We start from the raw sequence: 20587 nt of genomic DNA, 5'->3' as shown, positions 1-20587 counted from the left end.
CATATTCAATAAAAATTATAGTCCTAATCTAATACCAACTAATACAGAACTGTATTGCGGTGTAAACCCTGCATCGATACCTTGTAAATAACTTGTTTGTGAAGTACTTACTTCTGGATCGTATCCTAAATAATCTGTAATTGTAAATATGTTATTTGCGGTAACATAAAACGTTACGTTATAAATTTCTGGACTGTATGATAATGATATTGTTTTAAGACGGATGTAAGAACCATCTTCTATCCATCTGTCTGAAAATCTTGAATTTCCAACAGCATCTCCATATACGGCACGTGGGATGTTTGTGTCTTGATTATCGACCGTCCAACGATTTACCGTCGCTAAACTTTGGTTAGAGAAACCTGACATAGATTCCGTTTTCCATCTTAAAGCATTGTACACATCGTTACCTTGACTGAATGAGAACACAGTTGATAGTGTCAGTTTTTTATAAGTGAATGTATTGTAAAACATTCCAGTAAAATCTGGATTAGGATTACCTATTACTACTCTATCATCTTCATTAATAACATTATCAGAGCCATTTGTATTTACAAAACGAACATCACCAGCAACAAAAGGTTGATTAAACCCTGCAAAATCTCTCCATACTAAACCATCTGCAGAAGCTTCGGCAGCATTGTTATAAATTCCGTCTGTTTTATAACCGTAAAACAACCCTAATGGACTAAATTCCTCATTTAAAATTGTAGCATTTATACCTTCTATATCAATAATTTGTCTATCACCAGGAAGTGATGTAATTTCATTTTTATAAGTAGAAATGTTACCTCCAATATCCCAAGTAAAACTAGGGGTATTGAATATACGAGCATTCATACTAAATTCTAATCCAATATTTTTAAGTCTTCCATCATTCGACATGTAACTTCCTCCCCCAAAAACAGGATCTGTTTGATTGAAGTTAATCAATCCTTCGGTTACATTGTTAAAATAATCGATGTTAAAAGATAAACGTTCGTTAAATAAACCTATGTCTAAACCTAAATTTGTTTTAGCTGTTTCTTCCCAACTAAGAGAGCTATTTCCAATATTGCCGTTTACAAGACCTGCACCTTCTAGAAATCTAGTAGAAACAAAGTAAGATTCTGCATTGTTGTTTCCAATACCATCGTTACCAGTTAAACCATAGCTAGCACGCAATTTAAGCATATCTACAGTTGCGTTGTTTGCCATAAAACCCTCGGAAGAAATTAACCAACCAGCACTAACTGCTGGAAATATACCTACCGATTTATCGTCTCCAAAACGTGAAGAAGCATCGGCAGAAATATTATAACTTACAAAATATTTATTTAAAAACGAATAATTTGCATTACCGTACATAGAACCATATTTCCAGTTACCTATACTTCCTGAAGTAACATTTGTTAATTTATCACCATCTCCTAGAGAAGTAAATTGATCATCTCCAGAGTTACCACTTGTTGAATATGAATTTTCATATTGATTTGAATTAAAACGGAACCCTACATTAAAAGAGAAATCATGAATATGATCTACATTTAATTTGTAGTTTAATCTTGTATCGTTATAAATAGCAAACAAACTTTCTGCATTTACTTTCGAGGTTCTTACCTGTGCATCTCCATACTCATTATATTCGGTAGAAAGCCCTAAATTTGGTAAAAACACATTTTGTCTGTTTTTAATATAGTTAACACCTATCAAAGAATGTATATTCATATTATTTGATATTTTGTATCCAAAATCTAAATGACCATATAAGTTATAATCTTTAGCTTGAAACGTAGCATTATCTGTAATAGCTCTAGGGTTACTAAAACCACCTATATTATCAATATCTTCATAAGATTCTGTTATAATACCATCTGCATTTGGAATAAATGGCGCTAAAAATGGTGATTTATTAAGCGCTGAATAAATTGGTGATGTACTTAATAAACCATCATCAAATAAATTACGTGTTGTATAACTTACACTTAAGTTTGTTTTTAACGACAATCTTTCAGTAATGTTTGTTTCAGCATTAAAACGGGTTGTAAACCTGTTAAAATCCGCATTAGAAACCACCCCTTGGTTAGATGAATACCCTATAGATAATCCATATTTTGCAACTTCATCTCCTCCTGTTACACGTAGGTAATACTCATTTACAAAATCGTTGTTAAATACTTCATTTTGCCAATCTGTGGCGTTATGATATTTTTGATAATCTTGAAAAGCAGGATTTTCGTTAAAATACGGTAAGTTGCTTATTTGACTGCTTGTATAACGACCCGAGTTCTTTACTTGATCTGATAAATAAGAACGGTATTGGTTATTATTCATCATTGGAAGGTTTTTAGGTGCAAAATTTAACCCTCCTTGAACATAGAAATCTATTTTGGTAGATACATCTGTGGTTTTATTGGTTTCAATTAATATAACTCCATTGGCACCTCTAGATCCATAAATAGATGCTGCATCTTTAATAACTGTAATATTAGCAATATCTTTTGGATTCATATCCGATAAAGGATCATAACTATAACCGTTTATTAAAGAGTTATTAGTAAAGGTATTTGTTTCAAGCATCATCCCATCAACTATAATTAAAGGTTGTGTAGCACCGTTTAAAGTATTATATCCTCTAATAAATATATTGGCTCCAATACCAGGAACACCCGAACGCATGATAGCTCTGGTACCGCTTATTTCTCCATTTAGTATATTCGCTACCGATTCTTTAGGTGTAGAAATATCCACTTTTTTAGTCGCTACAGCGCTCACAATAGATGCGTTTGATTGTTGTCCCACAGGCATATCAACTGCTTTATAATACGAGTTAAAATCGTTGTTATAAATTGCAATCTCCACATTTTTACGTCCTTTTAATGCAACTTCTTTGGTTTGGTGATTAGGACTGCTTATTATAAGTGTTGCTCTAGAATCTGGAATTTTTATTGAAAACTTACCATCTGTATCGGTTAGTACAGATGCAAAAGAACCTATCCTAACATTAATCCCTGCTAATTTTTGTTTACTGGCTGCATCTACCACCGATCCTGTTACAATATTCCCAGATTTAACTTGTGCTTGTAATGCCAAAGTAATCCCTAAAAATAAAATGCAAAACAGGGTATATGTATTTTTTAATTTCATCATAGTCAAATAATAATTCATATTAATTTTTGTTGGTTTATTCTACAGGTTTTAATTCTGCGTAATCAATGCCAAATCTGCGATCGTATAGTATTAACTCTGGCTCACTAACATCAACAAACACTTTTAATTTTACAGAATAATTATTGTTTACTTCCTTATTTATATATACTGGTATATCGAATACATCCCCTATTTGTATAACACCATCTTCTTGATTGCCAACTTCTATAGCGGGTATTTGTTTAACCACTTTGTTTTTATTAGCATCTGTATAACTAAACTCAAATCTTAATTTAGTCTTTTTAGAAGCTCCTACAGGTACAAATTTTAAGTGTAAGGTGTAACTCGCTGATAATACATTGGTAAAAGCTATTTCGAAATAGTTATTAGTTGATCCAGCATTTGGATTTTGGTCTAAACTAACCGTATTATAAAATAAACCTGATGAAGATGTACTGAATTTTTTCTGAATTGTTAAAGCGACTATATCACCAATGGTTCTTCTTTCAGCATTTTCAATTTCATAACGTATATTTTTATAAATTAAACTTTTTGGATCATAATTTAATTGATTAACAACAAATACATTACCATTACTTAAAGCTACATTTTCTGTAATACTACTTGGGTCTAGGGTTACTAAACCTCCTGTCGTGGTATATATTGGTGTGCCACTTAAATCGTTAATTTCTTCTGCTGTACCTAAAAAATTCAAATTACTAAATATGGTTCTATCCGTATTTGCTTTTATAGAATCGGCAACAGGATAGTTATAGAAATCTTTAAACGTATCATAAATACCCGTATAAGCAGGTTCTGTTAAACCAATAAAGGTATAACGTCTTTCTTCAGAACTTAAATCCCCAATGGTTTTAAAGAAGGTGTTTGATGGTATAAAAATAGAATCGTAAACAGATTGCCCTAATGAGTTTGTTCCTGTTTTAACACTATTTTGTTCATCGAAAATCGTTTCGTTGTATTGTGTAAGAAATTCCATTAATGAAGGAAATTCACTAGCATTATTATTAAGGTATCCCCAAATATTTGGACTAACTAGCAAAACTTCGTTAATAGTATGCAAAACACCATTGGCAGTTAACATGTCTTTATCCTTTAAATTTAGACCACCAAAAGTTGAGGTTCCATTTGCATTGATAAACTGAACATATTTATTATTAAACATCTTTACCAGTACATCTGGATTACTTGATGTGTTATAAGAGAATGAGCTTACATGATTCCCAATGAGTTCTTTTAATAAATCTGGATTGTTTAATATGGTACTAGACACTTCTGCAAAAGCAGCATTAGTTGGTGCCCAAACAGTAAACGCCTGCGATGTTTGTAATTGACTACTGTACCCGGTTTGCTCTAAATAGGTAACAAATGTTGAATATTCTGGGTTTTCAGACAGTACAGTTAATATACTCTTTTCCAATCTTGAGTCTTGCTGGTCGTAATGGTCATCCCAAGCTTCTTCTTTACAGCTAACTGTAAGGAAAATACAAACGATTACCAGTAATCGACTGAAATTAAATATGCAAATGTTTTTGTTCTTCATTATAAATTGTTTAATTATTCTTTTCTTAATATGAAGGAATCCAATGGGTTATCCAAATTGGATTCCTTCTAGTTTAATAGTTTCTAATCATTATAACAGTTTGAATCGTCAGCTGGTGCATTATCAACCACAGGTATCCATTCTATATAATCTAAAGGGCTACCTCCTGCCTTAACAGCTGTAAACCTAATAACGTGACTCTTTTGTTCTGGGCATAGTAACTCTTTAGTAATAATAAACCTACTTGCTGCACCAGTATCATATTGACTTACACCTGCATTATTGGTAATACATTTGTAACCATGTCTCCATCCATTAGCTTCCATAAGTGTTTCATCTGGAAATCCTTTTTTAGCATCATTTTTTGTTAAATCATACAGAGAACCAATTGGTTCACCATCCCAATATACTTGAAGAATTGCTCTAGCATTGTTCCCACCATTACTAGATACTAACATTTCATATTTTCCTTTAGGTATTACTGGTGTATCAAATTCTATCCAAGAATAACCACCAACATCTAAAACGTTATTGTTTAAGTTTATCCTGTTTGATTGTTGTAAATAGCGTCTATTAGCTTCTGGATACCATCTTATACCTGCATAGGTCCCACCTGGATATCCTGTGCCTGCTTTAACTAATTTAGATTGGTATTCGGGTTGGTCGCTAACCACATCAAAAATAATGTGCTTTGCTTTTGGTGTAAATACGGTAAGTAATCTGTTTACAGAATGGTAAACCCCGTTTTTAGCAGGATAGTTACTTTCACTAATAATTAATGACGTCCAGGTATCATTCTCTCCTGTTTCGCTTTCATTTATTTTAAGTTCTGTATCTGTTTTAAATGATTTCCAAGCATTTCTTGTTAATACGGTATTTATAAACGCATCATCCGGAAAATTCCTAGAATACAAGAAGTTTTGAGTGGCATGGTATGCAACAAACCTGTTCAATTCATTTTCTGGATTGGTAAAATCAGTATCATTAGGTGAAAATCTCTCTACCAAATCATTAAACGAATTGATACCTTCTTGAGCGTAAATAACATCAGATTCAGCTAAAATGGTAAAGTTTGTTTTTGAACCAAACTCATTAAAAATAACCGAAAACGTATCATAATAACCTGTTTGTTTTAACGCTTCAACAAAAATGGTGTGTTTACCAGCTTTATCCAAAACGACAGGTACTGGATCTACATAAGGATCTAACACACCGTTTATAGTATGAATAATACCATTACTAGCACTTATGTCGTACTCTTCCAGTCCTACAGTACGGTTAATTTCTACGTTAGCTATACCGCCTCCTTTTAAAAAGGATGTGGTAAGATAATCGCCAGTATACGTTGTATCTGCAAGCCTTCCTTCTGTAAAGCCACTAGTTCCTCTAGCGGTTTTTATGGTTTGAAATTTTACAACTAGTTTTAAAAATTCAATATCTTCTGGGTTCGTTATTTCGCTTACAGATTCTACATTAAATTTTTCTTTTATATAGGCTTTAACAGCCTCGTTAGTTGGTGCAAAACAAGTATAATTTCCGTAGCTTTTAAAAGCATTGTAAAAGTCTGTTTTTTCTAAAATTTCTATATAAGAAGAAAACTTCTCTGGGTTAGCTTCTAATGTTTGAATAATTGTCATATCATCACTGGTAAAGAACGTAGTTCCATCCAGTTTATCATCGCAACTAACTATGCTAAGCAATATTAGTACAATCCCTCCTGTCCAAGCAATAAATTTATTTGTTTTCATAACAATATGAGTTTTGAATTAAATTAGGGTTAAATGTTTTTTTTTAATACAATGGAGAATAAAATAAGGCGCTGAAAATTGCTTATATTGTTTTGGAGTACTGCTAACCTTGCTTTCTCCTTCACAAGGTTAGGTACTACTTTAAGCTTTTGAAATTTACTTTGCCATATTTCTAATACTCATTTTAAATTTTTAATTATTTATCTTATTAAATTACAGGATCTTAAATTCTTAATTTCCTAACTTCCATCTCCACTAGGAGGGCAAGAAGAATCATCGGCCGGCGCATTGTCTATAACAGGAATAAACTCTATAAAATCTAAACCTCCATTACCTGCTTTAATCGCTTGTAACCTCACAACATGGCTTTTTTGTTCTGGACATAATAACTCTTTGGTTATAATAAACCTGTTTTTATTACTATTGTCATATTGGATATTACCTTTGTTATCTGTAATACATTTATAACCATGACGCCATCCATTAGACTCCATTATGGCTTCATCTGGCCAGCCTATACTTGTTCCTTTTTTAGTCATATCAAAAAGGGATCCTATTGGCTCACCATCCCAATATACTTGTATTATAGCCCTGGCGTTGTTACCTCCATTACCTAATATCAACATTTCATATTTTCCTTTAGGTATTATTGGGGTATCAAATTCAATCCAAGCATAACCACCAACATCAAAAAATGAGTTTTTATAGTTAAGTTCTTTACCACGTTTCCAAAAACGTCTAGTACCTTCAGGATACCACCTTACACCCGAATAAACATCGCTAGTATATTGCCCACCACTTTTCACTATTCCCTGTTGATATTCAGGTTGGTCTGTTACCAAATCAAAAATAAGGTACTTCGCTTTTGGTGTAAAAATGGGCATTAATTTATCTACTGTATGATAAACGCCATTTTTAGCCGGCAGGTTGCTTCCTGCACTTATTAAAGATGTCCAGGTATCATCAACACCAGTTTCTGTTTCATTTATTTTAAGTTCTTTATCTGTTTTAAAAACTTTCCATGCATTTCTTGGTAATATGGTTGTTATAAAACCTTCATTAGGAAAATTTATTGAATACAAGAAATTTTCGGCTACATGATAAGCAACAAATCTATTTAATTCGTTTTCAGAGTCGCTAAAATCTAAAGCACCTGGTGATATTCTATTTACCAAATCATCAAAAGAATTAATACCTTCTTGAGCATAAACTTCGTCTGATTCTGCTAAAACGGTAAAACTATTTTTTGAACCCGTCTCATCATAAATAACAGAAAGTTTATCAAAATAACCTGTTTGCTTTAAGGCCTCAACAAAAATAGTATGCTTGCCTGCTTTTTCCATAACAACAGTTACCGGATCTACATAAGGATGTAATACACCATTAATAGCATGAATAATACCGTTAGTAGCTTTTATATCGTATTCCGTCAAACCAACTTCTCTGTTAATTTCAACATTAGCGATACCACCACCTTTTAAAAATGAGGTTGTAAGGAAATCTCCTGTATAAGTGGTATCTGAAATTCTTCCTTCAACAAAACCACTTGTACCTCTACCAGTTGGTATGGTTTGAAATTTCACAACTGTTCTTAAATATTCAATATCTTCAGGACTGCTAATTTCAGCAACCGTTTCTACATTAAATTTTTCTTTTAAGAAGGTTTTTACAGCTTCATTTGTTGGTGCAAAGCAGGTATAATTCCCATAACTTTTAAGGGCATTATAAGATCCTGTTTTTAATAGAATCTCAACGTAAGACGAAAACACCTCTGGATTTGCTTCCAACGTTTGAATAACACTCAAATCATCTGATGTAAAGTACGTTGAATCTTCCAGTTTGTCTTTACACCCTACACTGACGACCATAATTAATACGGCCATGCTTAGCCAAGTAATAAATTTATTAGTTCTCATAATATATAGTTTTAATTTAGTTTTAGTTTTTTTGTATTAGTTTTCGTAATACGGATTTTGAATTAAATTAGGATTCAAATTAATCTCATTTTGATAAATTGGTAAATAATAAGATTCTGTATCTGTATAATAACTTAAAATTTGATCATAATCATCAGGACCCGCTTTCTCAAATGCCAAATCTAGCATAAGATACTGATTTTCAAAATTATTTCGCTTAGCAAAGCGTAATAAATCGTACCATCTTTTACCTTCAAAGGCGAATTCTTTTTGGCGCTCTACTAATAAAGCACTTAACAAATCGCCCTCTGATTGAGCTGCTTCTAATGGAATTCCCGTTGCACGTTCATGTACTTGGTTTATAAGCGTATAGGCTTTATCTAAATCTTTATTATCTGTAGATAAAATATAGGCTTCTGCTTGCATTAATAAAACATCGGCATATCTAAAAAATATCAGTGTGTTATAAAACTGATCTTCAGCTCTATAAAAACCAAGATTATTTACGCCTGCATACTTAAATACACTGTTAAAGTCTCTATCAAAAGTACCAAGGTTTCCTCTTACATCATCTGGAAAATCGCTATACAATTGTTGTATTCCGTTATATGGTAAATATGTAGGATTCCCATAATAAAATGAATTTTTTAAAGTAGTATTGATATCACTAAATTGAAGTTCAAAAATGCCTTCCTGAGAATTGCCTTGGAAAAATATACTATCAAACCAATCTGCACCATTCACTAAACTGTACTTATTTAAGGCTACAAGTCGGTTAGTAGCATCAATACATTTATCGTACTGCTCATCCCATAAATAGATATCGGCTAAAATTGCTAATGCAGCTCCTTTAGTCATTTTACCTTTATCGTGTGCGGTAGATTGTGCAAAGCCTAAACTAAGCCCATCTACTGCTGCTTCAAGATCTGCTGTAATTTGTGCTATAATTTCTTCCTCTGTGTTTTTTGGAGGATAAAAATCTGCTTCTGTACTTGATGTAGCAATTAACACCAATGGTACTTCTTTAAAGTTTTTTACAAGTATAGAATATACCAAAGCACGAATGGTTATGGCTTCAGCTTTAATTCTACTTAACTCTTGTTCAGAAAAAGACAAATCGTTTGCTTGAGCCTCATCTGCAAAAGTTAAAACTAAATTACAATGGTTAATGGTTTTGTAAAAACTACTCCAATCAACAAATCCATTAGCAGGGAACATGTAGTTTTTTAGCATGTTCAAATAGTTGTTTCCTGCTCTAGCAGAAACCAGCATTTCACCTCTTAATTCTCCCCACAATAATACTCTCTCAGTAAAAGCGGACTGGTTCATTGAGGCATAACACCCTGCAAGAGCCGCAGAAACCTGTTCTTTGTTTTTCCAAAACTCTTGTTGTATTAAACTATCTTGTGGTTCCAATTCCAAATACGTATCACATGAAAACAATGTTATAAAAAGTATTGGAATGATTGCGTATATTTTAATTATGTTTCGTTTCATAATATTTTTTAAATGTTTCAGTTTAGAATGACAAATTAACCCCTAAAGTTATTTGTTGAGATCTTGGTGTTTGACTGTCATCAAAACCAATTTCTTTCCAGTTACTACTATTACCTGTTTCTGGATCTGGTCCAGAATATTTTGTAAAGGTTAACAAGTCGTTTCCTGTAATAAATACAGATGCACTATTAAAGTTAATTTTTTGTAAAAAAGCTTTTGGCAAATCGTATTTAAAGGTAATATATTTCATTCTTAAGAAAGAAGCATCTTCAAGAAAACGATCTGACCCCAGTGTGTTTACTGGGCTATTTAAAACAGCTCTAGGAATATCGGTTACATCTCCTTCAAACCTCCAACGGCGTAAAACTGCTGTACTTTGGTTATCATAACTATCCATACTTTCAGTTTCCATTCTAGCAATATTTATAACTTTTTGGTTATATCTAAAGTTAAAGAATGCATTTAAACTTACGTTTTTATACCTAATTGTTGGACCGAAACCACCGTACATTAAAGGGTTGGCATTACCAAGATAAACAACATCTAAACCATCTATACTACCATCTTTATTTACATCTTCGTACTTAGCCTCACCTGCTTGAAACGCTCTACTTTCATTGAACACCATTGTTTTAGGCACACCATTTAAATCGTAAATGATCTCCCCACTTCCATCGCGTGCAACCAATTCATCAGTTGTGCTATACACACCTAAATAACGGTAACCATAGAAAGAGCCAATAGGGTTTCCTTCTATAATTCGTTTTAAGTAACCATCTTTACCAGTAGATCTAAAATCACCAGCTTCATTATCATCTGCTTGCGTAATTTTTGTAATAAGGTTTTCATTACGGGCAACGTTGAAGTTAAACTCCAATGAAAAATCTTCGGTTTGAACTATTCGCGTTCTTACACTTAACTCGAAACCTCTATTAGTAATATTTCCTAGATTAAGATAAGGTACACTTGAAAAACCTGATGTTGAAGGTATCTTAGTATTTTTACCTAATAAATCTTTAGTTTCTTTTTCATAAAACTCTAAATCTCCACTAATGCGGTTATCCAAGAAGGAATAGGTAAGCCCTAAGTTTTTTTGTATGATGGTTTCCCATCTTAAATCGGTTAACTCCATATTATCTGGTAATACGGGACGCTCGCCAAGATAATTATAATTATAAGTAGAATACGTATTGTATTGACCGTAGTTAAAGTTTGGTGAGTTACCATTTACACCATAACTAGCTCTAAGGCCTAACTCATCAATAAATTCAAAAGATTTCATGAAAGGTTCATCTGAAAATATCCATTTAGCTGCTATACTAGGAAACGTTCCATATCTATAGCTACTACCAAATTTCGAGTTTCCTTCGGAACGCACACCTCCACTTAAGATATAACGATCTAAATATTGGTAATTAAACGCAAAGTTATAAGCCAAAGACCTGTTTTGTGTGAATGTAGATTGCAATGAATTTCCAGAACCTTCTATTCTAGTTTGTGCAATAGGTGTTTGTATTAAACTACTAGGTGAATTACTAGTTTCTATAGCATATCCTTGACTTGTTTTTTCATACGTTTGAATCAGTCCACTTGCAAAAATAGAATGATTTTCACCTAATTCTGGATTCCAAACCACCTTGTTTTCCGTACGCATTACAAAAAATTCTGCATCAGAAAATGTAGCTTGGTTAGCATTAGCATTTGTCCATGCTGCACCAAAAGCGGCTTCAGGAATAAAACTTGAAGATTTATCTGTATTAATATCGAATGCCACATAGCCATCGAACATTAATTGCTTCATTGGCGTGTATCTAAGTCTAAATAATGGTGATATTCTATTATTTTCTGTATTCGTTTTTGATAATTTTGCCATGGCTACAGGATTATAATAAGTAGATCCGTTACCTTGAAATGCATCTGAAGGTGTAAAATACACATCGGTTGGGTTTCCAAATTCATCTATTTCGTAAATAGATTGATTAGGCATCTTTTTAAGAGCCAATTCCCTAATTCCTATTTTATTCAATGTAAAGGACTTATCTAACGATCCATGCGTATAAGACAATTCAGTAGAAATCTTAATTTTATCTGATATGTTGTAATCTAAAACGGTTCTGGTTGTAAATTGCTCCAAATTACTCCCTAGTGTAGTACCTTGTTGGCTTTTGTAACTTCCAGAAACACGGTAAGCAGATTTTTCACCACCACCAGATACACTTAAAAAGTTTTCGTGTGTATTACCTAATTGGGTAATTTCGTCAAGCCAATCTACATTTTTGTTATACAGGTTGTATTGTTCGTAACTTGGATCGTACTCAATTTGTGGACGACTCACTAAATCGTTCACTGCAGTAAGCTCTTCTTTTATTAAGGTTGAGTATTGGTCACCATTTAACATTGGTATACCTTTTGGCTGCCACCCCACACTACCTCTGTAACTATAAGAAAATCTAGCTTTACCTTTTGCACCTCTTTTTGTTTTAATAAGTAAAACACCATTAGCTGCACGCGAACCATATTGAGCGGTTGCTGCGGCATCTTTTAATACTGAAATTTCCTCAATATCATCAGGTGATACCCCAATCATGGCTGCATATTGTTGTTCATCAGCAGAACCAAAATCGAAAAGAGCATCAATTTCTGTTTCAAAAGGCACACCATTAATAACTATTAAAGGTTCTGAAGATGCGTTTAAGGAAGAAGTTCCACGAATTCTTATGGACATTCCTGCACCAGGCTCACCAGAACTCGCTACAATATCAACACCACTTAAGCGTCCTTGTAACTGATCGACAATACCTGCAGAAGCCGTTTCACTAATCGCTTTCATATCTACAGTTTCAATAGCTGTAGCTATACGGCGTTTATCTATTTCAAAATCACCTGTAGAAACCTTTCTGGTGCCTCGTATTACAATAGCATCCAATTCAGAGATATCCTCTTTTAATGCAACATTAAATTGGGTCTTTGTTCCTGGAACTAATTGTTTAGTGACAAAACCTACATAAGAAAAGGTTATGGTATTATTTTGGTCTGAGACTCTTAAGGAATAATTACCGTTAAAATCTGCAACCACACCATTAATGATACGATTATTTTTATCTTTTTCAGCAATTGTCGCTCCAGCCAAGGGCATATTGTCTGATTCTGAGGTAATTACACCTGTTATAATTGTTTTAGACTGTGCTGACATGTTGTACATTGAAAACAATGCAAACACTATTATTAAGGCATATGAATATGACTTGTGTATATCCTTCATATTAATCAAGCTTTTATGTTTTCTATTTTAAATAATTTTCAATTTCGTGAATGACTACTCTATTAGACAATATATTAGTCAAAGCGCCTGTTTCGGTAATTACCGCTCCAGTAGTAGCATTTTTTACTGTTAAATTTGATGGAACATGGCTGTTTTCAAATAAAAACTGATCATAAACTGGCACAAAGTCTATTACTTTACCAAAGTACATGGACGAAAATGTTCCTGCAGTGATACCATTGGTAGCAATTGCTTGTTGTATAAAATGTTTTTTAGCAAAATTTAAAAGATCTTGCTTAGCAATAGCCAATTCTAGAGGCGTTAAACCACTTAAATTATTTGGGTCTAAAATAACGCCATCTGCTATAGCTTGCTCAATGGCACTATTATTTGGTGCCAATAAAGTAAATGTACGAGATAAGTTTAGGAAACTTATCAATTTGTCATCAGAAACGTTAGGTATTGCCACTAAAGCATCAGCTGCTGTAAGTACCTCGATAAAGCGTGAAAACGTTGTTGAGTTTTCAACTAAAGCACCATATGTAAATACTAATGGTCTTTCAATAGCATGAGACATATCATAAAACTTACCATTGTCTGTATCTCTAACAGATACAACTAACGCAGGATCGTTTCTAGAGATATCACCTCCACCAGCAACTTGATTTCCTTGAGATCCATAAATAAATTCTCCACTTTTTGTTTGATAATAGTTATTATCAGTAAGATCTACATTTGCTTCTACTATTTGGTTTAGAACGATATCTTGCAACGTTGTAGTTACATAGCTCACATCTGCAGAAGTAGGACTATTCATATCTAACGGATAAAGACGATCAACTACTCCATTCTCTTTCACTTCAATTTGTATTACAGATAAGTCTGGAAGATAATCTACTACCGTTATTGTTCTTGTCGCACTATTTGGATCTTTTATGTCGATAAATTGATCATTCTTAATACCAAATATTGAAAATTGAGTACTAACACTTTGCAATGCGTTATCAATTTCTGCATCTTGTACTGCTTTCAGCATGATGGTATATTCAGGATCTAATAATAATGGGCCTAAAATGGTTGAGAAATTGGCGTTTTCATAAACTTTATTAACACCTACAAAAAACCCATTACTACAAAACTTTTGATCTACAACATCTTCTATTTTATAATTTACCGGATTTAAACCTACGTTTAAAACTTCGGAGCCTTGATTACTTGGGCATAAATCCCAAAAATCTGTAAAGAAGAATGTACTAAGAAATTTACCAAGAACATCCAACGGCATATCATCATACGAGCTATAAAACTGCCCAAGTATGCTATCTCCTAATAAGTATTGCTCTAAAGCATCATTAGTTGGTACTGCTAAACCTGTTCCGTTTGCTAAAGTTCTATCTACGTTATTAAGTAGTTTGGGATACGATTCATCATAAGGGTTGAAGGGTAAATTATTTAATGTAATTCCTGTTGAAAATAATAAATTATAAATTGTTTCCGTTTCACCAGTAACTTCATTTACAACATCACCTCTTTCTTTTAAAAATGCAAATCGTTCTAATAAACGTTTAAAAGTGGTGTATTTTTCACCATACTCTTCTGAAGTAAGGTTTTGATATTGAGTTTTTCTTGGTTCAATAACCTTGTCTAAAGCATAAATCATCCCGTTTTCTGCCACAACATTAGTTTGAGATACGTTAGCATCAAATACTTTCATCCCATTTTCGGTAAACGTTTCGCCTGGGAATAAAAATGAATAATCGGAGGTTTGAAAACGTGGTTTAGCATCAAAGTAAGGTTGTAGAAAAAAAGCGGTTGGTTTAATTCTAAGATAACTTTCTGCTACTTTATAAACACCGTCTGGAAATTTATTTTCAGTTGGATGTAAATTATAATCTGCTGTATTTATTTCTACAATAGTATCTCTATACTGTGTATCACGCTTAAAATTACTACCAGCATAAAAACCGGTATTATTTACCCCATAGGTTAAGGTCGTTGTGTTCCAACCACTAATAATGATTGAATACTGTACTAAATGCAACAATCTGCTAGATGGAATATCATCAACAGTTGTATAACCTTCTTCTTGCATAAATTTTTCAAAAGCTTCATCCGTAGGAGCAAAAACAGTCCAAGATCCTCCTTTTACTAGTGGCTCTTTATATTCTGTTTTATCAAGGCATTGCAAATAGTAATTAAAATTCCCCATCGATTCTAGCTGTGTATAAATAGTACCCGCCAAATCACTTGGTCTTGCATATTCTAGCGGATCAGGCTTACAGCCAAAAGTTGACATAATTATGAGCAACATAATTATACTTGTTCTTTTTGTTATTCTTTTTACCATATTTTAATGTAATTGAGATTAGTAAAAAATTTCATGTAATTAGTTTTTGTTTTTACTGTTAATATTAGTTTAATTAAAGTTAGCAATATTTTAACATTAGGTTATTGTAAATGTTAATTTTTGTTAATGCAATTTGGGAAAAACTACAGCCTTATTTAATAAATTATGGTTCTTATATAATAAATTATCGCCCTTTTTACTTCATTTTTATAGCATTTCCCTAATATTTACCTGCAATGAGATGGTTTTAATGTACTTTCTTACTCAGAAAAAATTTTGACTAAAAATTAAAAAAAGAAATATAATTCTCTTTGCATCCCACATATAACCTATAGCATTTTCTTTATAGGTTAAATTACGCAATTATCCGCAAATTTCAAAGGATATATATCATACGAATCCAACTAAATAGCACATTTTCAGACAAATAAATTCATCATCTTCTCCATTATAAATATTGAAACCGTTTGATGGATAATTCTTAAGCAATAAACGTGTTAAAATATTGTAATTTCTTTTTTTTATTACAGATTTTTACCTCAAAAATACTATTGTTGGCTATTAAATTCTCTTTGTTATTAAAATACAAAAAGGCTGTATGAAAAGTGTATTGTATTTACTTTGTCAGGTTGAGCTTGTCGAAACTGATATTGATTATCAGTAAGTCAAAATATTTCGACAAGCTCAATATAACATAGAGTTACACTTTTCAGACAGCCTCTGAAGATTAACTATATTTTATTAGAAGTTTTGTGTTATAAATCTAATGATTTAATGCCTAAAGAAGTTAATAATAAACCTCTAATACATCGGCATTACTTGCTTTTAATACAATATCATTTATAGCTGCTGGTAAAAAGATGGTTTCACCTTTTGCCACTGTGTAAGTTTTACCGCTACAAACCAAATCTAAAGACCCTTCTACACATATGTAGATAACGAAAGAGTCTAAATCTGTAAAATCTTTTTTAATGTCTCCTTGGATGTTTAAAATATTGGTTTTAAAATATGGAGAATGCACTAAGGTATTTGTTGCGTTTTCAGCTATTGTATAATTAGTTTTGTAATTACTATCAAAACTATAATCTATCACATCTACCGCTAAATCGGTATGCAATTCCCTAGTTTTACCTGTGGTTGCATCTACACGATCATAATCGTAAATTCTATAGGTAATATCAGATGTTTGCTGAATTTCCGCTAACATAACACCTGCACCAATGGCATGAATACGCCCCGTTGGAATGTAATAAGTATCACCCTTAGAAACAGTATCGTTATTTAATACTTCTAAAATTTTACCCGTTTCTAATGCTTTTATATAGGATGCTTTATCAACTTTTTGATTAAATCCAACTATCAATTCAGCATCTTTTTCAGCTTCCATAACATACCACATTTCATTTTTACCAAACGAATTGTGACGTTGTTTAGCGATCTCATTACTAGGATGCACTTGAATGGATAAAGGTGTTTTAGCGTCGATAAACTTAATTAGCAATGGAAATTCTTCACCAAACGTTTTGTAAACATGAGCTCCAACAACCTCTTCTTTAAAATCTTTAATTAAATCTCTTAAAGATTTTCCGGCTAAAGGACCTTCGCTTACCAGCGTTTCATCGCCTTTCACATCTGAAATCTCCCAGGATTCGCCTATGTTTTCTTCAGTATAGTTTTTATTCAATACTGTTTTTAATTTATTTCCTCCCCAAATTCTATATTTAAAAAGAGGTGTGAATTTTATTGGATATAATGTCATGCTATTGCTTTTTTTTTATTTTTTTAAAACAACTTCTAAAGGGTTATTAATTTTAAGTGCAAATTCGTCTAAATATTTTTCCCATGATGCTTTAGTAGGATATTGGTTTGATTTTTTCCAAGCAAAACCGGCGTAATATACCACTTTATTGTTATCTACTTTTAATTGTGAATATAAATTACTTCTGTCTTTCATTGAGGTTACATAATATTCTGAAGCTATCATGTTCTCTTTTTTGGCAACAATGGCGGTTCCAATTTCTGAATCGAAGTAATTAGGTTCCCAATAAGAAATCCAACCTTTCTCAGGGTTTTCAGTTATTTCACCATCATTTTCATGAAGTGTTAAACCTACCGATAGCACATCGGTTCCTGTAACGTGAATTTCAAATTTTGAAAAATTGTTTCCATAATCCAATGAAATATGCTTTTCTTCAGTAATTTTTTGTCCATCTGCATCCCAATCTGCATAATTTAAAACAAAACTTGTTCTAATGGGACCATTAGTAATGGTTTTCCATTCGGTGAAATTTTTTGAAATATAATAAGTTGAATCTTTTTTTACAGCGGTTCCACCCACACCCCTACTTGAGCCTACGTGGAAATTATCTAAACCTTCACCGTGGTCTTTATGATAATATCCTATTTCTTTAACATTTGCAGCATACCATTTATTAATAATAGGATAGTCTACTTTTTTTAACCAAGCATCAATTCCAGAAGATAACGTACCACCTGGAACAGAATCTTCTATCATTTTCTGTGCTGTTGGCCCGTAGGTTCTAAAAGCTACTTTGTTATTTTCCCATGCGTAATCATCTGTACGTTCTGGAACAAATCGCGAATAGCAGTATTCCTTGGCCACAGGTGCTGTGCCAGCTTCGACCAAAACTAACTCGTATTGTTTTTCAGAATTAGGTTCTAATTTAGGTTGAAACAACAATACATCTGCAGCTCCATCACCATCCTGATCTACAAATTGAGATACAACAAGCACTTGTTTTAACTTATCTCGCACCTCTACGGCTTCAAAATTTTGGTTTTCAGTTAAATTTAAATCTGCTTTTAAAATTTCTACCGTTTCAAAAGCACGCGGAATATCTAAATTATTTTTAACAGTAATAACTGCATTTCCTTTTTGCTTTACTCCACAACTCAAAAATGTTGTAATTACTAAGGCACATACATAAAATAAACTTTTTTTCATCTTAATTTTCGTTTAAAGGTTTTCCTATAGTTGCTAAAATTCCACCGTCAACATACATAACGTGACCGTTTACAAAATCGCTGGCTTTTGAACTTAAAAAGATCGCTGCTCCAACCAAATCGTTTGGGTCACCCCATTTTGCTGCTGGGGTTCTATTAACAATGAAATCGTTAAATGGGTGTCCCGCTACCCGAATGGGTTCTGTTTGCGAAGTTGCAAAATAACCGGGACCTAAACCATTTACTTGAATGTTATATTTGGCCCATTCAGTAGCCATATTTTTAGTTAACATTTTAAGCCCGCCTTTGGCTGCTGCATAAGCACCAACTCGATCTCTACCTAACTCGCTCATCATCGAACAAATGTTAATCACTTTTCCTTGCTTTCTTTTCACCATGTTTTTAACCACATGTTTAGAGACGATAAACGGACTCACCAAATCGATGTCTATTACATCTCTAAAATCGGCTACTTCCATTTCCAACAATGGTGTGCGTTTAATAATTCCTGCGTTATTGATTAAAATATCTATAGCACCAACTTCAGCTTCAATTTTAGCGATGGCTTCTATAACTGCTGCTTCATCAGTCACATTAAATTTATAACCTACGGCTTTAATACCTTCTCTTTGATGTTCAGCAACAGCTGCATCAATTTTCTCTTGAGAAGAATTGCCATTTACAATAATAGTGGCACCCGCCAACCCCAAGCCTCTTGACATGGCCATTCCTAAGCCATGGGTGCTTCCTGTTATTAATGCTACCTTTCCTTTTACATCAAATAAACTAACGCTCATATATTTATCTTAGATCGACTATTTTTGCAACATCCATATCACCATAATCTAAATTTTCTCCTGCCATTCCCCAAATAAAGGTATAATTAGATGTTCCTGATCCTGAATGAATAGACCATGGTGGTGAAATAACTGCTTGATCATTTTGCATCCAGATATGGCGTGTTTCTTGTGGTTCGCCCATAAAGTGACAAACAGCTTGATCTTGTGGAATATCCAGATAATAATAAATTTCCATTCTACGGTCGTGAACATGTGCTGGCATCGTATTCCATACACTACCAGTTTTTAATTCTGTCATTCCCATTTGTAATTGGCATGTGGTAACAATACCACCAATAATCATTTGATTTACCGTACGATGGTTAGCAGTTTCTAAAGACCCTAATTCCAGTTTGTTCGCTTCTGCTTTACTCACTTTCTTTGTTGGATAATTGGTATGTGCCGGTGCCGAATTAAAATAGAATTTAGCAGGGTTTTTAGCGTCTTCACTTGCAAAAACAACTTCTTTATTCCCCATACCTACATAAAGCGCATCTTTTAAACCTAATTTATGCACAGTTCCATCAACAGTAATGGTACCATTGCCCCCTACGTTTATAACACCTAACTCTCTACGCTCTAAAAAATAAGGCGCTTTTAATGGATCGATGGTTTCCAGTTTTAATGTTCCTGCAACAGGTACTGCAGATCCAGCAATATAACGATCGTAATGAGTATATGTTAAAATAATTTTATCTGTTTGCATTAAGTTATCGATTAAAAACTCATCGCGCAACTCTTTAGTATCGTACTTTTTTACCGCTTGCGGACTTGATGCATAACGGCTTTCATAAATTGTACTCATTTTTATTGTTTTTTATTTATTAATATTTTTTATTAATTGATTTGATTCTAATTGAAAATACCTCCATTCAGAAATGTTTCTAATTAAATCATCTTTTTCATTTCAACCATAAATTTTAAATTATTTAGCAAGTGAAATTTTGGTTATAATTTAAATATGCAATCCATAAGCTTCCATTTTTCTCCTGGTTTAGAGTTTGGCAATGCTTTTTGATAGTCCCACATAAGGGTTTCCCATTTTTGAACGGTTTCATTCTTAGAATCCATTTCTCCTTTTTTTTCTAATGAAAAGGAATCTTTAGCTTCCACTATCATAAACAACCGATCTTGAACTAAATAAATCTCAGCATCCATAATCCCAGAATCTTTAATACTTTCTAGAATTTCTGGCCATACATTTTTATGATAACCAGCGTATTCATTTATTAAATTTTGATCATTTTTAAGATCGAGTGCAAAGCAATAGCGTTTCATTTAAACTAAATAATTATTCATTGATTACACAAAAATAACATAGATA

The 20587-nt window shown here is 32.9% G+C and carries 12 protein-coding genes; all 12 read right to left on the bottom strand.

Annotation, left to right across the window (positions count from 1 at the left end; all coding sequences use genetic code 11):
* Positions 1-15 precede the first annotated feature (15 nt).
* The 12 genes from EV196_RS10690 to EV196_RS10635 all read right to left on the bottom strand — a co-directional run bounded on the left by EV196_RS10690 (position 16) and on the right by EV196_RS10635 (position 20541).
* The gene (locus tag EV196_RS10690; RefSeq protein ID WP_165876146.1) at positions 16-3129 is read right to left on the bottom strand and encodes a SusC/RagA family TonB-linked outer membrane protein; all 3114 of its coding nucleotides are present in this window, start codon (positions 3127-3129) and stop codon (positions 16-18) included.
* Positions 3130-3163: 34 nt separating this feature from the next.
* Complete coding sequence (locus tag EV196_RS10685; RefSeq protein WP_132217743.1) at positions 3164-4690, bottom strand: fasciclin domain-containing protein; 1527 nt, start codon at positions 4688-4690, stop codon at positions 3164-3166.
* A gap of 83 nt (positions 4691-4773) precedes the next feature.
* Positions 4774-6438, bottom strand: coding sequence for a fasciclin domain-containing protein (locus EV196_RS10680; protein ID WP_132217742.1), 1665 nt, complete (start codon positions 6436-6438; stop codon positions 4774-4776).
* A gap of 239 nt (positions 6439-6677) precedes the next feature.
* On the bottom strand, positions 6678-8354 hold the full coding sequence (locus tag EV196_RS10675) for a fasciclin domain-containing protein (RefSeq protein ID WP_132217741.1): 1677 nt from the start codon (positions 8352-8354) through the stop codon (positions 6678-6680).
* 36 nt (positions 8355-8390) lie between these two features.
* A complete protein-coding gene (locus EV196_RS10670; RefSeq protein WP_132217740.1) occupies positions 8391-9851 on the bottom strand; it encodes a RagB/SusD family nutrient uptake outer membrane protein in 1461 nt (486 codons plus the stop codon).
* 22 nt (positions 9852-9873) lie between these two features.
* A complete protein-coding gene (locus EV196_RS10665; RefSeq protein WP_165876145.1) occupies positions 9874-13044 on the bottom strand; it encodes a SusC/RagA family TonB-linked outer membrane protein in 3171 nt (1056 codons plus the stop codon).
* Between the two features lie 91 nt (positions 13045-13135).
* Positions 13136-15424 (bottom strand): fasciclin domain-containing protein, encoded by a 2289-nt coding sequence (locus EV196_RS10660; protein ID WP_165876144.1) that lies wholly within the window; start codon positions 15422-15424, stop codon positions 13136-13138.
* Between the two features lie 823 nt (positions 15425-16247).
* Complete coding sequence (locus EV196_RS10655; protein ID WP_132217737.1) at positions 16248-17219, bottom strand: type I phosphomannose isomerase catalytic subunit; 972 nt, start codon at positions 17217-17219, stop codon at positions 16248-16250.
* 15 nt (positions 17220-17234) lie between these two features.
* Positions 17235-18425, bottom strand: a complete 1191-nt coding sequence (locus tag EV196_RS10650; RefSeq protein ID WP_132217736.1) for a DUF4861 domain-containing protein — start codon at positions 18423-18425, stop codon at positions 17235-17237.
* A gap of 1 nt (position 18426) precedes the next feature.
* A complete protein-coding gene (locus EV196_RS10645; protein WP_132217735.1) occupies positions 18427-19221 on the bottom strand; it encodes a gluconate 5-dehydrogenase in 795 nt (264 codons plus the stop codon).
* Positions 19222-19225: 4 nt separating this feature from the next.
* Positions 19226-20068, bottom strand: coding sequence for a 5-dehydro-4-deoxy-D-glucuronate isomerase (gene kduI, locus EV196_RS10640; RefSeq protein WP_132217734.1), 843 nt, complete (start codon positions 20066-20068; stop codon positions 19226-19228).
* A 143-nt stretch (positions 20069-20211) separates the two neighbouring features.
* Complete coding sequence (locus tag EV196_RS10635; RefSeq protein ID WP_132217733.1) at positions 20212-20541, bottom strand: L-rhamnose mutarotase; 330 nt, start codon at positions 20539-20541, stop codon at positions 20212-20214.
* Positions 20542-20587: the final 46 nt, after the last annotated feature.

The sequence above is a fragment of the Mariniflexile fucanivorans genome (assembly GCF_004341235.1).
GTDB classification, from domain to species: domain Bacteria; phylum Bacteroidota; class Bacteroidia; order Flavobacteriales; family Flavobacteriaceae; genus Mariniflexile; species Mariniflexile fucanivorans.
The sequence above is the reverse complement of the archived record's forward strand: the minus strand, read 5'-3'. Positions and strand labels throughout refer to the sequence as shown.

What these genes read in the sequence shown, in the direction of transcription:
- kduI (WP_132217734.1), bottom strand. Translation starts at nt 20,068, where the DNA reads ATGAGTACAATTTATGAAAGCCGTTATGCATCAAGTCCGCAAGCGGTA.
- EV196_RS10660 (WP_165876144.1), bottom strand. Translation starts at nt 15,424, where the DNA reads ATGTTGCTCATAATTATGTCAACTTTTGGCTGTAAGCCTGATCCGCTA.
- EV196_RS10665 (WP_165876145.1), bottom strand. Translation starts at nt 13,044, where the DNA reads ATGTCAGCACAGTCTAAAACAATTATAACAGGTGTAATTACCTCAGAA.
- EV196_RS10690 (WP_165876146.1), bottom strand. Translation starts at nt 3,129, where the DNA reads ATGATGAAATTAAAAAATACATATACCCTGTTTTGCATTTTATTTTTA.
- EV196_RS10650 (WP_132217736.1), bottom strand. Translation starts at nt 18,425, where the DNA reads ATGAAAAAAAGTTTATTTTATGTATGTGCCTTAGTAATTACAACATTT.
- EV196_RS10645 (WP_132217735.1), bottom strand. Translation starts at nt 19,221, where the DNA reads ATGAGCGTTAGTTTATTTGATGTAAAAGGAAAGGTAGCATTAATAACA.
- EV196_RS10675 (WP_132217741.1), bottom strand. Translation starts at nt 8,354, where the DNA reads ATGAGAACTAATAAATTTATTACTTGGCTAAGCATGGCCGTATTAATT.
- EV196_RS10655 (WP_132217737.1), bottom strand. Translation starts at nt 17,219, where the DNA reads ATGACATTATATCCAATAAAATTCACACCTCTTTTTAAATATAGAATT.
- EV196_RS10670 (WP_132217740.1), bottom strand. Translation starts at nt 9,851, where the DNA reads ATGAAACGAAACATAATTAAAATATACGCAATCATTCCAATACTTTTT.
- EV196_RS10680 (WP_132217742.1), bottom strand. Translation starts at nt 6,438, where the DNA reads ATGAAAACAAATAAATTTATTGCTTGGACAGGAGGGATTGTACTAATA.
- EV196_RS10635 (WP_132217733.1), bottom strand. Translation starts at nt 20,541, where the DNA reads ATGAAACGCTATTGCTTTGCACTCGATCTTAAAAATGATCAAAATTTA.
- EV196_RS10685 (WP_132217743.1), bottom strand. Translation starts at nt 4,690, where the DNA reads ATGAAGAACAAAAACATTTGCATATTTAATTTCAGTCGATTACTGGTA.